This window comes from Kangiella spongicola (genome assembly GCF_003194565.2).
GTDB lineage: Bacteria > Pseudomonadota > Gammaproteobacteria > Enterobacterales > Kangiellaceae > Kangiella > Kangiella spongicola.
Genome location: NZ_QICH01000002.1, coordinates 76,993 through 90,791 on the forward strand (window position 1 = coordinate 76,993; position 13,799 = coordinate 90,791).

The following is a 13,799-nucleotide window of genomic DNA, read 5'->3' on the forward strand; positions in this document are numbered from 1 at the left end:
GGGCTGATTCAACAAGATTGAAATCAGCTCTTTATCGCCCTATGATAATTTCAACTCATTAGGGATATATAATAATGATCATCACCATTTGCATCATCGCAGCAATACTGCTTTGGGCTTTATTAACGTATAACAAAATTATCGGCCTCAAAAACCAAGTCAGTTCGGCTTGGAGCGATATAGACGTACAGTTGAACCGCCGCCACGATCTTATTCCACAGCTAGTAAAAGCCGTAAAAGCTTATAAAGACTACGAACAAGAAACGTTAGAATTAATCACTCTGCTGCGTAGCGCAGAAACCAATAACTCCCCCTCTTCGCAAGAGTCGATTGAAACTCAAATCAACCAAAAACTGGATAAGCTACTACTTTTACAAGAAAGTTACCCAGAGCTAAAAGCCAACCAGTCTTTTCTTGAACTCATGCAAGAGCTTGCTGAAACCGAAGACAAACTTCAATATGCACGTCGTTATTACAATGGCAGCGTCAAGCTTTATAACACTAAGATCCAGCAGTTACCAGATAGCCTCGTTGCAAAAATATTCAAATTTCAAGAAGCAGAGTTCTTCAAAGTGGCGTCACCCAATATTCGATCAGCGATTAAGGTTAACACCAATGCTTAAACACATAATCTTGGCGCTAGTAGCCTGCTCGACACTCATTACGTTACCTGCGCAATCGGTTGAAGAAATTCTAAGCTACCACAGCGATATTGATATCCATAAAGACTCGAGCCTAACCATCACAGAAACCATAACCGTCAAAGCAGAAGGTCAGAACATAAAAAGAGGAATCTACCGTGAGTTTCCAACCAACTACCGTAACAGGTTTGGAAACAACTATCAGGTGGATTTCGATATTGAGTCAGTCACCCAAGACGGAGAGCCTGTTGACTGGATGACCAAGGATTTACGCAATGGCGTCAGGCTTTATATCGGCGACTCTGATCAATACCTCAAGCCAGGTGTTTACAAATACATCATTCGCTATAAGACCAACAATCAGCTCGGCTTCTATGAGGATGTTGACGAACTCTATTGGAATGTCACCGGAAACGACTGGAAGTTCACCATTATAGACGCCTCGGCAACCGTGAATTTCCCTGAGACCATCCCTCAGGATGAAGTTAAGTACCAAGCATATACAGGTTATTACGGCAGCAGAAACAGCCATGTTGCGCTCACCTCTTTGAGTGATAACAGTATCAGCATGAAAACCACAAAAGCGCTTTATCCGAGCCAAGGCTTTACCATTCAAATAGGTCTACCAAAGGGCTACGTAGAGCCGCCTACCGCGCTCGATAAGTTCATTACACTGCTGTCTCATAATAGACACTTACTGGTTTTTATTGTCGGTATTTTTATTACTTTCGCTTATTACTATTATTTTTGGTCAAAGTATGGACGTGATCCAAAACCAGGAGTCATCATCCCGCTTTACGATCCACCTAAAAAAGAGTCGCCAGCGGCCATGCGCTACGTTCTAAATCACGGCTATGATTCTAAAACATTTACAACAGCCCTGTTATCGCTCGCCGTAAAAGGCTACCTGACGATTGAAGAGGTTAATGATAATCAGTTTTTAATCAAGCGTCATAAAAAGAATCGTTATGTAAAGTTTGCCGCTGGGGAGTCTCGATTAGAGCAAGCGCTCTTTAGAAATAAGGATACATTAAGTACACAATCAGACAATGATAGACCCGAATTTAGAGCAGCTATGGCTGCCCATAAAGTCTCACTAGACTCAGACTATAATTCCAAATACTACAATACTAACAGTCAATATATTACTTGGGGAGTTGTATTGTCCGCAGTGACGATCTTGCTCGGGATTAACCTCAAGCACCCTTTTGCATCAATCGGCATCTCATTCTTTGTAGCTGGTGCCACATTGATGATCTTGAATATCGTATTTGGCATACTCCTTAAGGCTCCTACTGCTTTGGGTAGAAAATTTATGGATAAAGCCGAAGGGCTAAAAGAATATTTAACCATAGCCGAAGGTGATGCATTAAGAAGTCGCTACCCTTTGACCAAAACACCTGAAACTTTCGAGCGCTACCTACCCTATGCCTTTGCGCTTGATATCGAAAAAACATGGGGTGATATGTTTAATCATGTGCTTTCACCTCAATTGGCGAAAGACACACCGCAAAGCACCATGACCAACATGATACCCGCTTGGTATCTCGCCTCCTCTAACAGTAACGGACTTAACTTCAGTGGTTTAACGCAAAACTTAGGGGAAAGCTTCACCAGCAGCGTGTCTTCTGCAGCAACACCGCCTGGCTCAAGCTCTGGTAGCGGGTTTAGTTCTGGAGGTTTTGGTGGCGGCTTTTCTGGTGGCGGCGGCGGTGGTGGTGGCGGTGGCGGCTGGTAACAAAAAACTAGTTATTGTTATAACCAAATTCTGTTCTGGTTATCAGGGCTCTTTTCCAAAATATTTCCCTGTCAATGATCACTTGGTCGTCTGTTCTCATTGGCCTATACTCAAGCAGTGTGAACTCAAAATTTTCTCGAGCGTAATCTAAACCAAATTGCTTGATGATCTTTCCAAAATCATCATTGCTGCCATGACCAGTCTTTATATAGCTGAACCACCTAGACCACACGCCAGTGATGCCGTAAGCTGCACCAACATACTTTCTTCCATTCTTTAGATCGGAAATTAAATATACCCCTTTAATATGAGATAAGGCAGATTTCCAGTCTTTCTTCTGGTTACGCATTATCAGTTCTAGTTTTTTAAAACTAAGATTAAGGTTCTCGTAGCCAGGAAATAACTCACCCGTATATATTTGCGGTAAAATTTCTGCCACATCCATTCGGTGAAGTTGATTCTCTAATAGCACGGATTTTGCTCTACCAGATCGGCTATAGTGAATTTTTAGTCGCCCAATATATTGCTTATACCTTTCGTCTAATTCAACTTCGTACCTATCAGAATACCTCTTAATAACTTCAAACAACCCACCAAATAGCCAGCGATCTTTTTCTGGATAAAACTGAATCAAGCTAAAAATATACTTACGATTAAAGTCATCTCTTTTACCTTTATATTCATTCCATCCTTTCCATCTAGCTTTGTCATTTACAAAAACATCCAATGGCTGATCCTTGCCATTCCAACTAGCCAAGTGTACTTTACAATCACTTGCTAACTCAGCATCTAGAAGTTCTGATAAGTTAATATTAAGCATAGATTTTACGTCTTAGGCAAAGTCACTCCACGTTGGCCTTGATATTTACCGCCACGATCTTTGTATGAGGTTTCGCAAACTTCGTCTGATTCGTAGAACAGCATTTGCGCCACGCCTTCGTTGGCATAGATCTTTGCTGGTAGCGGTGTTGTGTTAGAAAACTCAAGGGTGACGTGCCCTTCCCATTCAGGCTCTAGCGGCGTCACATTGACGATAATGCCACAACGTGCATAAGTCGATTTACCTAAACAAACAGTCAAAACGCTACGAGGGATTCTAAAGTATTCGACTGTACTGGCGAGTGCGAAAGAATTCGGTGGGATAATACAAACATCACTCTCAACATCGACAAAGCTTTTTTCATCAAAGTTTTTAGGGTCGACGATACTGGAGTGGACGTTTGTGAAGATCTTAAAATGCTCCGAACAACGAACGTCATAACCATAGCTTGATGTACCGTAAGACACGATTTTTTGATCGTTGACATGACGAACCTGGCCAGGCTCAAACGGGTCGATCATCCCCTCATTCTCCGCCATGCGACGGATCCACTTATCTGATTTTATGCTCATAATCTATGTTCTCTATTTCTAATATTATCTTTTTAAACGCTTTGCAGAAAAATGCGCTTTCCCTATGTATTCTCAATCGAAATTGACGGAAAACTCGCCTTAAAATCTTTCGCTTCTAACGACAACTTAGCAGTCATCCGCTGCGCTATATCCAGGTACCTCTGTGTAATCTCGGACTGAGGCTCCTTGGCTACTGTCGGCTCACCAGCATCAGTCTGCTCACGAATATTCAGCGACAAAGGCAAGCTACCGAGTAGCTCAACTCCAATCTCTTTAGCCAGCGTATCACCGCCACCTTGACCGAAGATATGCTCTTCATGGCCACAGTTCGAACAGGTGTGCATCGCCATATTTTCCACAACGCCAAGTACCGGCACTGAAACTTTGTTAAACATGGTCACTGCCTTTCGAGCATCCGCCAGCGCAATATCTTGTGGTGTCGTCACCACAATCGCTGCGGTTACTGGAATCTTCTGTGCCATGGTCAACTGAATATCACCAGTTCCAGGTGGTAAGTCAATAATCAAGTAATCTAAATCTTTCCACTGAGTATCGTTAATCAGTTGTTGCAACGCACCACTAGCCATTGGACCGCGCCACACCATCGCTTGCTCAGGCTTGACTAAGTAACCAATCGACATTGATTGTAAACCATGGCTAGTAATTGGCAATATCGACTTCTTATCGATGGTTTCAGGATTCTTGCCCTGCATCCCAAGCATAATCGGCATACTAGGACCATAAATATCCGCATCCAAAATGCCAACATTAGCGCCCAAAGCTTTTAATGCCAGCGCTAGGTTGACCGAAGTGGTCGATTTACCAACACCACCTTTGCCAGAAGCCACCGCAATAATATTCTTAACATTAGGCATGGCTTTGACTTTCGCTGGATGAACATGGGCATCAACGCGCCAGCTTATGTCGAGCTCAACATTCAAGGCCGGAGCTTTATCATTTAGGTATTCCGTCAACTCCTTCTTCAGTTGCTCTTGGTATTGACCAAGCGGGAAACCTAGCTTCAATGAGATAGTGGCGTTATCGCCTTTTATTTCAATATTTTTCAATACCTTAGCGTCTACTAAGCCTTGTTTAAGCAAAGGATCTCGGTATTCAGAAAGGTATTCGCGAATCTGTTCTTCAGTGACCATATAATATAGAAATTAGAGGTTTCTTGGGGATGCCTCAAAGTCTAAGTCTTTTAGCGCATAAAACCAAGGCCTGTTTACCTTAGACTCGACTTAAAGCTTAATTAGTTAATGAAAAATTGGGGCAAAACCAGTAAGATTCACCGCTATAAACTGTAAACCACGAAGTATTGTTCATGACTGCTGAAAATCAACCGACTCAACGTAAAATTTTAGTCACCAGCGCCCTACCCTATGCCAACGGCGATATTCATATCGGCCACTTGCTTGAGTATGTGCAAACTGATATTTGGGTGCGTTTCCAGAAATCACGCGGCCATCAGTGTTTCTACGTCTGCGCCGACGACACTCACGGTACGCCAGTGATGCTGCGCGCAGAAAAAGAAGGCAAAACGCCTGAAGCATTTATTCAGGAAAGCCAAGCAGCCCATGAAAAAGACTTTAAAGATGCGTTGATCGGTTTTGATAACTATTACACGACGCACAGCCAAGAATCTAAAGAGCTGACCCAGAGCATATACCTTAAGCTTAAAGAAGCTGGTCATATTAGCTCAAAAAGAATTAATCAGCTTTACGATCCTGAAAAGAACATGTTCCTGCCGGATCGCTTCGTTCAAGGTACATGCCCTAAATGTAAGTCTGAAGATCAGTATGGCGATAATTGCGATAACTGTGGCGCCACTTACACCACGACTGAACTGATTAACCCTAAATCTGCGGTTTCGGGAGCCACACCGATCACCAAAGAATCTGAACACTTCTTCTTTGACCTTAAAGGCTTCGAAGGCTTTTTACGCGACTGGTTAAGCTCTGAAACCCTAGAAGGCACGCCACACGTTCAGCCCGAAGTTCAGAACAAAATGAACGAATGGCTGGATGATTTGCGTCAGTGGGACATTTCACGCGACGCGCCTTACTTTGGCTGGGAAATCCCTGGAGAAAAGGACAAATACTTCTACGTCTGGCTAGACGCGCCAATTGGCTATATGGCGAGCTTTAAGAACTTATGCGATAAACGTGATGATATTAACTTCGATGATTACTGGGGCAAAGATAGCGACGCTGAGGTTTATCACTTTATTGGTAAAGACATTATTTATTTCCACACCCTATTCTGGCCATCAGTCCTTAAAGGTGCAGGCTACCGCACACCAAGCGCTGTATGGGCCCATGGTTTTGTTACCGTCAATGGCAACAAAATGTCGAAGTCGAAAGGCACCTTCATCAAAGCTAGAACTTATTTAGAGCACTTCCGCCCTGAGTTCTTGCGCTACTACTATGCCGCGAAACTATCGAGCCGTATCGATGACTTTGATTTGAATCTAGAAGACTTTGTACAGCGTGTAAACTCTGACTTAGTCGGTAAGTTAGTCAATATCGCCAGCCGTTGCGCGGGCTTCATCACCAAGCAGTTCGATGGCAAATTAAGCGATACGATTATCGAGCCAGAGTTAATGAGTGAGTTTACAGAAGCCTCAGAAACTCTAGCCGAACATTACGAAAACCGTGACTTTGGTCGTGCTGTAAAACACATCATGGCGCTTGCCGATAAAGCCAACGCCTACATCGCTAACGAAGAACCTTGGAAACTGGTTAAAAACGACGAGACCAAAGAGCGCGCACATCAAGTATGTAGCCTTGGCATTAATATGTTTAAAGCTTTAACCACCTATTTAGCACCAGTGTTGCCAGAGCTTGCAGGCAAGGTTCAAGACTTTTTAAAACTCGACACCCTTAACTGGGCGAGTGCTCAAGAAGTTCTATCCGGCCACGAAATCAATAAATTCAAGCCAATGATGCAACGTATCGACATGAAACAGGTTGAAGCCATGATTGAAGACTCTAAAGAAGATTTACAAGAAGAAGCGAAGCTCGACGCACCTCAGTTGGACGATCCAATCAAAGATGAAATTGAATTCGGTGACTTCGATAAAATTGATTTGAGAATTGCTAAAATTGCTAAAGCTGAACATGTTGAAGGCGCAGATAAACTCCTTAAACTTCAGTTAGATCTTGGCCAGGGCGTGACTAAACAAGTCTTCGCCGGTATTAAATCAGCCTATAACCCAGAAGATTTAGAGGGTAAGCTAACCGTTATGGTCGCCAACCTTGCGCCGCGCAAGATGCGCTTCGGCATGTCGGAAGGCATGGTTTTAGCCGCTGGTCCAGGTGGCAAAGACTTATGGATTATGAATCCAGACGAAGGCGCACAGCCAGGTATGCGCGTAAAATAAGCACCTGATCGCGTAAGCCGCTTATTCATCATTAATTGATTTAGCTAAGCGGCTATCGCACAATACTCAAACATATCAATAAGTTAGTTAGAAGATAAATAACCATGATTACAGATTCAACCGAACCCATGCAGCTTGAAGCTGACGCCGTAATTTACACATTCGAGAACTACGGAGCAGCTTGGGGGCTTTATATTTGTCTGACACTATTGCTGGCAGGTTTGGTCTGGTTTACCTTTAGGAAGCAACACTTCCTATTAAAATGGTTATTATCATCTGTAGTGCTTGCTGGCGCCCTTTGCTTCGGACACCCAGCTGAGAATATCGATACCTACTCCCCTCTAATCCTTAACACCATGGTCGAGTTGTTTGATGGCAATAAAGCGAAGTTTATCAGTGATATAAAATTTATTGCCCTAATCTGGGGTATTTTGTTTGTTGCTGGCGTAGCTATTTGGTTATTGATACGCTTCTTACGTAAGAATAAAGATAGCTCTAGCAAGCCACAAAAAAAATCAAACGAAGCAAGCAAGGCAAAAAAAGAGACTAATTCTAAACAAGAAAAGCCCTTGGTGACCGAAGGGAATCCCCACAAGGGGGGAGGCCCTGCCCGTGGTGCTACGCCGGTTGAGCCAACCATTGGCGATGATGTTTAGTGATTACCCGTTAATTCTTTAACTTCCTATGCACACTTACTCCTTCACAAGTAAGCCTGTAGCTTTTAGTTAAAGAAAAGACAGCGTCAAAATCATTCCACTCCACAATCAGCTTCATTTCTTTATCAGCAAAGTCTGCCGAAATAACCTCGCCATCGGGATAGGTCATTTCTAGTGATAATTCAATTTTACCATCAGCCTCTATATTATTTACTCCACTCAGCTTAATACAAAAATCAGCCTCCTCACTCTTAAACTTACCTCCATTTACAATTATATAAAAATGGCCTTTATCAGCAATGATTGAGCAAATAGTTGCGTCATGCAATGAAAACGCGTCTTTAACTGGCTCTGTATAATACCAACTATCTTTTGCAAGATGTCGTGATTGCTCAAACGCCTCATCCATTGCTTCTTCCAAGCTATCACATAGATAGTCGGCTATCGAACGTTCAGACCCCAGTGGGGAAATAATTAAATAGTAGCCAACATTACTATCTTCTATAATTTTAGCTTCTAACTTTTGGTAGTGATCAATGTTTATCAATGCTAACGACATATAAATTCTCAATTGATATAAATTATCTACCCCTAATAACCAGCCGCTTTTGCATTAGGTCTTCTTGGATCTGAACTTCCGTAAATATAGTCTTCAACCTGTATCGATTGGGTACTGCCCATGGTGCTAGACTCATAAAGTTCATAACCTCGGCTTTGTAGCAACTTTCTAGTATCTTTATTGATCGCAGGCTCGATAAATAGTCTGTCGGGTAACCACTGATGATGGAAGCGCGGAGTGTGCGTTGCTTCAGCGACGTTCATACCATGATCGACAAAATTCACGATCATTTGTAATACTGTGGTAATGATGCGACTACCGCCAGGGCTACCTGTCACTAACTTCAAGTTATCACCCTCAAATACCATAGTCGGTGTCATTGAACTCAAGGGGCGCTTATTGGCTTCAATAGCGTTCGCTTCGCCACCAATTAAACCATAAGCATTTGGCGTACCCGGTTTTGCTGAAAAGTCGTCCATTTCGTTATTGAGCAATATACCCGTGCCTTCGGCGACAATACCAGAGCCGTAAGAGAAGTTTAGGGTGTAGGTGTTTGAAACTGCATTACCCCACTGATCAACCACTGAAAAGTGTGTTGTGTCGGGGCTTTCATATTTAGGTCTAGTTCCAGCGCTAATGTCGCTCGATGGAGTGACTTTGTTGACTGAAATCTTATCCGCGATAGTTTTAGCGTATTTTTTACTGGTTAACCACTCAACTGGCACATCGTAAAAATCCGTGTCACCAAGATGCTTACTGCGGTCGGCATAAGCGTATTTCATGCTTTCGGCCATTACCTGGATCGAGTTGGCGGTATTAACGCCATAATCCGCTATTGGGAAATGCTCCAGTATGTTCAACATTTGAATTAAGTGAATCCCACCAGAACTTGAAGGCGGCATCGTCACAACCTTGTGCCCACGGTAAGTCCCGACTAAAGGCTTACGCTCTTGAGGTTGATAACTAAACAAATCATCGGCAGTGATAATGCCACCATTTTTCTCCATATCAGCGACAATTTTCTTAGCGATTTCACCCTCATAAAAAGCTTTAGCGCCGTGTTTCTGCAACTGCTTCAATGACCATGCCAAGTCTTTTTGCACTAGTGTTTCACCGTTTTCATAAAACTCACCGTCACCTTTATAAAACACCTTAGCTGTGGACGCGACTTTACCCATATGAGTGCTGCGACGACTCAACTGGTTGGCCAAGTCCCAGTTCACAACAAAACCTTTTTCGGCTAAATCTATCGCAGGTTGAATAACCTCTTCCCACTCCATGGTGCCGTAACGCTCTAACGCCAACTCCATTCCAGCCACTGTACCTGGAACGCCCGCCGATAAATGACTAAACCGAGCTTTACGCTTATCCACCTGCCCCTTTTCGTCTAAAAACAAATTTCGGTGCGCTGCTTTCGGTGCAACTTCGCGGTAATCTATGGCAATCGTTTTATTGTCCTCAGCTAGATGAACCAGCATAAAACCACCACCACCGAGATTGCCCGCTCTTGGTAACACCACAGCTAAAGCCAGCCCTGTCGCCACTGCGGCATCAACCGCGTTACCACCACGCTTTAAAATCTCCAAGCCTACGTCACTGGCCAGATACTGCTGCGATACAACCATTCCATTTTTCGCCACTACGGGGTGATGGATACTGTCATAGTCAATGATACTAGGGGGTTTAGATTCCGCACTGACTACTCCAGTGGTAAACGTCAGGGCAGCACTACAAATAATATAGCGTAAAGTTTTCATAAGACTTCTATTGGTTAGCTCGTAATAAACTTAGTCTACCTATGATCATTACTAAGTCCAAGCCTGGTTTTGGTAAAGACGAATTGACCCACATCAATGGCCGAGACAAGCCAAACCGTTAGAATGCACTCATTCGAAATTAAGCTATTTAAAGATGCAGTCAATCAAAAGCATACGCCGTGAAATCGATCAGATAGATTCTGAGCTTTTGGTTTTGTTAAAGAAACGTTCAGCGATCATTCAAACCTTACTCAAGGCGAAAATAGCTAGCGACCAAAAACTTTCCGATGAACAGCGCGAATCTGAAATTTTGCAAAAGATACAACACCAAAATAAGTCACTGTATAGCTCAGATGATATTAGTGAAATTTATCGCGCCATCTTTCGAGCAAGCCTAAATCTGCAAAAACAACAGCAGCACCGCCTGCAACAAAACCTTGAGGATTAATATGGATCTTGTGTGCCCAGCTGGTAACTTCCAGTCGCTAAAAAAAGCTGTCGATAATGGCGCCGACGCCGTCTATATCGGCATGAAAAATGCTACCAATGCTCGACATTTTGCAGGGTTAAACTTTACACCCAAAGATATTACACGTGGCATCAATTATGCCCATAGTCATCAGTGTAAAGTTTACTGCGCCATCAACACCTTTCCACGGCAGCAGCACTGGAAAGTTTGGGCAAATGCTGTAGATCAGGCGATGGACTTAGGGATTGATAGCTTGATTGTTGCTGACTGTGGTGTAATGGACTATATACGCCATAAGTCTGATAGCTTTCCTATCCATCTCTCCGTTCAAGCCTCGGCAACTAATATAGAAGCGTTAAATTTCTACCACCAAAATTTCGGTATTCGCCGAGCAGTTCTACCTCGTGTTTTGTCACTAGCACAAGTGACCCACCTAGCCAAACATTCCCCTGTTGAAATCGAGGTGTTTGGTTTTGGCAGTTTATGCATTATGGCGGAAGGTCGTTGCTACCTATCCTCTTATATAACGGGCGAATCGCCCAATACGCAGGGAGTCTGCTCGCCATCTTCACATGTTCGCTGGGAAGAAAATGATGGTGTCTTAAAGTCACGGCTGAATAATCTACTGATTGATCAGTACGAACCCCACGAAAACGCAGGTTACCCGACGTTGTGCAAAGGTCGCTTCGAGGTGGAAGGCAGTACCGAGTATGCCATGGAGGAGCCTACCAGCCTAAATACCATGGATATTATCCCTGAGCTTTTATCGGCCGGGGTTGCAGCGATAAAAATCGAAGGGCGGCAGAGAAGTCCAGCGTATGTGGCAACGGTTACTGATATCTGGCGACGTACTATCGATCACGCCAAAGGTAAGCCCACCCAGATCACCACAACAGACAAAGACAAGCTATCGAGTTTATCGGAAGGTAAGCAAACCACGATTGGCGCCTATGAAAGAAGCTGGCAATAACACTAGGAATAAGACAATGAAAACATCACTGGCGGCTGTGCCTTATTTTTGGAGCAAAGAGCAATATTCTCAATTTTATTCTGAGGTTGCGCAAACGGATATTGATAGCGTGTATTTAGGCGAAACGGTTTGCTCCAAACGACGAAGTATGAAGCTTAACGATTGGCTAGAAACCGCTGAAAAACTAGTAGATGCTGGAAAACAGGTTGTGTTTTCTAGCATGACACTGCTCGAATCAGAGTCTGAAATTAAGTATCTTAAAAGTCTTATCAGTAAAACTGACGGCCTTTTTGAAGCTAATGATATGTCATCGGTACAACTGGCGCACCAAGCGAATAGACCTTTTGCCAGCGGCAATGCCATCAATATTTACAATGAATACACCTTACAAAAACTTCATAAATTAGGCATGACTCGGTGGAACGTACCTGTAGAGTTAGGAAAAGATGATATCAGCCCTCTGATCTCGCCAGCTAAACAACTAGGAATCGAAATAGAGTACCAAGTTTTTGGCCGAATGCCATTAGCCTATTCTGCACGATGTTTCACAGCAAGACACCACAAGCTACCAAAAGATAACTGCCAGTTTAAGTGCTCCGAAGATATAGAAGGTATCTTGGTCAATACGCGTGAGGGCGACAGCTTTGCGCAGATTAACGGCATACAAACCCAATCAGCCAAGGTCAGCAACCTACTCAAGCACTGGCAAAACCTCCATCAAACAGGGGTTGATATCGCTCGAATCGTTCCAGTCGCCCCAGACTCAACGATAGAGGTTATTAACAGCCTAACCGACGCTATCAAGCACAATCAGGCAAAACCCTCTTACGCGGATAACACCCGCGAATACTGTAACGGCTATTGGTTCCAGCTAGCAGGATTAGAGTTAATCGAAGCGAGCTAGGTTCGATTAATCAGGCTCGTTCATTCGGCTCGAATATTTGCTCATCATTTGACGAATTAAGCTTGGTATAGTCTCTGGCGGCAGGGTATCCAGCGTATTTTTTACTTGATGTGCTAACTCGGTATCCCCTTGGATTCGCAACTTTCTCTGGAAAAATAAAGTATCAGGATCAACCTCTTGTTGCATCAATCCGACAGCGCTAAGCGTATCCAAAGACAAAGTTGCATCAGACTTAACGGATTCGACTATATCCTTAGGGCTAAGCACCTTTTCGCATCGCAACCTCGAATCTTGTGCCCCCAATAACACAGCAACCTTGGCATCCGTAATTTCAACCAGTAGCAACCTACCCTGTAAATAATCAAAAACCCCCTCTTCAAGCTGCTCTTTGAGACATGAATTTAGTACCCAGTCAGCGAGATGAAGACTGATTGCTTTAGGTATGAAGGTTACCAGGCGTCCTAAGCTAGCAGGTCGTAAAAGATGATAGCCACGTGCTTGAATTGCTGAAAAAGGGGATACTCGAAATATGGCGCTCATAATGTTACTCAAGATATAAATAATGGTAATACTAGCAAAACCAAGGGGATAACTCGCATGACCTAGATCATCTATGCTCGACTTGATAACTCTCTATTGCAGAAGGTTGTCTCTGAACGGTGCTTCTAGCATAATATAGGGAAGCTTGAGACCTCAGAATTTTTAGCGAAATTCTTGCTAAAACAAGACTTTAAGGCGATTACTTTTCATGGGCGACTATTTACTGCTCTTTATTGGCACCGTTTTGGTGAACAACTTTGTGTTGGTTAAGTTTTTAGGACTTTGCCCCTTCATGGGCGTGTCTGGAAAACTAGAAACCGCTATAGGTATGTCCGTTGCCACAACGTTTGTTCTAACGCTAGCTTCCGCTCTCAGTTATATCGTCAACACTTATATCTTGGCGCCAATGGGTATGGAGTATTTGCAGACGTTGTCCTTTATTCTGGTTATCGCCGTTATGGTGCAATTAACCGAAATGGTGATTCATAAAACAAGCCCTATTCTGTACCGCCTTCTCGGCATATTTTTGCCTTTAATCACCACTAACTGTGCGGTCTTAGGCGTTGCCTTACTGAACGTCAACGAACAGCACAACTTTGTGCAGTCGGTTGTTTATGGTTTCGGTGCTGCGGTTGGCTTTTCTCTAGTCCTAGTACTTTTCGCTGCCATGCGCGAGCGCTTAGCGGCGGCCGACGTACCAGTTCCGTTTAAAGGCGCCTCCATTGCAATGATCACCGCTGGCCTAATGTCACTTGCCTTTATGGGCTTCTCTGGCTTGGTTAAGCTGTAAG

General features: G+C 43.5%; 14 protein-coding genes. 8 read left to right on the top strand and 6 right to left on the bottom strand.

The features are described 5' to 3' along the window. The first annotated feature begins 74 nt into the window (after positions 1 to 74). Both DL796_RS05960 and DL796_RS05965 read left to right on the top strand, forming a co-directional pair. A complete protein-coding gene (locus DL796_RS05960; protein WP_110200806.1) occupies positions 75 to 623 on the top strand; it encodes a LemA family protein in 549 nt (182 codons plus the stop codon). After that, complete coding sequence (locus DL796_RS05965; RefSeq protein WP_110200807.1) at positions 616 to 2,379, top strand: DUF2207 domain-containing protein; 1,764 nt, start codon at positions 616 to 618, stop codon at positions 2,377 to 2,379. The genes DL796_RS05960 and DL796_RS05965 overlap by 8 nt, the downstream gene beginning before the upstream one ends. 7 nt (positions 2,380 to 2,386) lie before the next feature. Here the strand turns inward: DL796_RS05965 and DL796_RS05970 are convergent, their stop codons facing one another. The 3 genes from DL796_RS05970 to apbC form a co-directional block, all read right to left on the bottom strand. Further along, positions 2,387 to 3,199, bottom strand: coding sequence for a GIY-YIG nuclease family protein (locus tag DL796_RS05970; RefSeq protein ID WP_110200808.1), 813 nt, complete (start codon positions 3,197 to 3,199; stop codon positions 2,387 to 2,389). Positions 3,200 to 3,204: 5 nt separating this feature from the next. Next, positions 3,205 to 3,771, bottom strand: a complete 567-nt coding sequence (gene dcd / locus DL796_RS05975) for a dCTP deaminase (protein WP_110200809.1) — start codon at positions 3,769 to 3,771, stop codon at positions 3,205 to 3,207. Positions 3,772 to 3,833: 62 nt separating this feature from the next. Further along, complete coding sequence (gene apbC, locus DL796_RS05980) at positions 3,834 to 4,922, bottom strand: iron-sulfur cluster carrier protein ApbC (protein ID WP_110200810.1); 1,089 nt, start codon at positions 4,920 to 4,922, stop codon at positions 3,834 to 3,836. Between the two features lie 173 nt (positions 4,923 to 5,095). On the opposite strand from apbC, the gene metG reads away from it, so the two are divergent. Both metG and DL796_RS05990 read left to right on the top strand, forming a co-directional pair. Beyond that, the gene (gene metG / locus DL796_RS05985; protein ID WP_110200811.1) at positions 5,096 to 7,153 is read left to right on the top strand and encodes a methionine--tRNA ligase; all 2,058 of its coding nucleotides are present in this window, start codon (positions 5,096 to 5,098) and stop codon (positions 7,151 to 7,153) included. Between the two features lie 104 nt (positions 7,154 to 7,257). Then, positions 7,258 to 7,809 (top strand): signal peptidase II, encoded by a 552-nt coding sequence (locus DL796_RS05990; protein WP_110200812.1) that lies wholly within the window; start codon positions 7,258 to 7,260, stop codon positions 7,807 to 7,809. Between the two features lie 10 nt (positions 7,810 to 7,819). Here the strand turns inward: DL796_RS05990 and DL796_RS05995 are convergent, their stop codons facing one another. Both DL796_RS05995 and ggt read right to left on the bottom strand, forming a co-directional pair. Then, on the bottom strand, positions 7,820 to 8,368 hold the full coding sequence (locus DL796_RS05995; RefSeq protein WP_110200813.1) for a hypothetical protein: 549 nt from the start codon (positions 8,366 to 8,368) through the stop codon (positions 7,820 to 7,822). Positions 8,369 to 8,400: 32 nt separating this feature from the next. After that, the gene (gene ggt / locus DL796_RS06000; protein WP_110200814.1) at positions 8,401 to 10,125 is read right to left on the bottom strand and encodes a gamma-glutamyltransferase; all 1,725 of its coding nucleotides are present in this window, start codon (positions 10,123 to 10,125) and stop codon (positions 8,401 to 8,403) included. A gap of 154 nt (positions 10,126 to 10,279) precedes the next feature. Between ggt and DL796_RS06005 the strand changes: the two genes are divergently transcribed. Genes DL796_RS06005 through DL796_RS06015 form a run of 3 tightly spaced genes read left to right on the top strand, consistent with a single transcriptional unit; the run spans position 10,280 to position 12,468 of the window. Then, positions 10,280 to 10,573 (top strand): chorismate mutase, encoded by a 294-nt coding sequence (locus DL796_RS06005; RefSeq protein ID WP_110200815.1) that lies wholly within the window; start codon positions 10,280 to 10,282, stop codon positions 10,571 to 10,573. A 1-nt stretch (position 10,574) separates the two neighbouring features. Further along, positions 10,575 to 11,564 carry a ubiquinone anaerobic biosynthesis protein UbiU gene (gene ubiU, locus DL796_RS06010; RefSeq protein ID WP_110200816.1) on the top strand — a complete coding sequence of 330 codons (990 nt, stop codon included), beginning with the start codon at positions 10,575 to 10,577 and terminating at the stop codon, positions 11,562 to 11,564. A 16-nt stretch (positions 11,565 to 11,580) separates the two neighbouring features. Continuing rightward, a complete protein-coding gene (locus DL796_RS06015; protein WP_110200817.1) occupies positions 11,581 to 12,468 on the top strand; it encodes a U32 family peptidase in 888 nt (295 codons plus the stop codon). 6 nt (positions 12,469 to 12,474) lie between these two features. On the opposite strand, the gene ubiT is transcribed toward DL796_RS06015, so the two are convergent. Then, positions 12,475 to 13,008, bottom strand: a complete 534-nt coding sequence (gene ubiT / locus DL796_RS06020) for a ubiquinone anaerobic biosynthesis accessory factor UbiT (protein ID WP_110200818.1) — start codon at positions 13,006 to 13,008, stop codon at positions 12,475 to 12,477. A gap of 208 nt (positions 13,009 to 13,216) precedes the next feature. Between ubiT and rsxA the strand changes: the two genes are divergently transcribed. Further along, on the top strand, positions 13,217 to 13,798 hold the full coding sequence (rsxA, locus tag DL796_RS06025) for an electron transport complex subunit RsxA (RefSeq protein ID WP_110200819.1): 582 nt from the start codon (positions 13,217 to 13,219) through the stop codon (positions 13,796 to 13,798). Position 13,799: the final 1 nt, after the last annotated feature.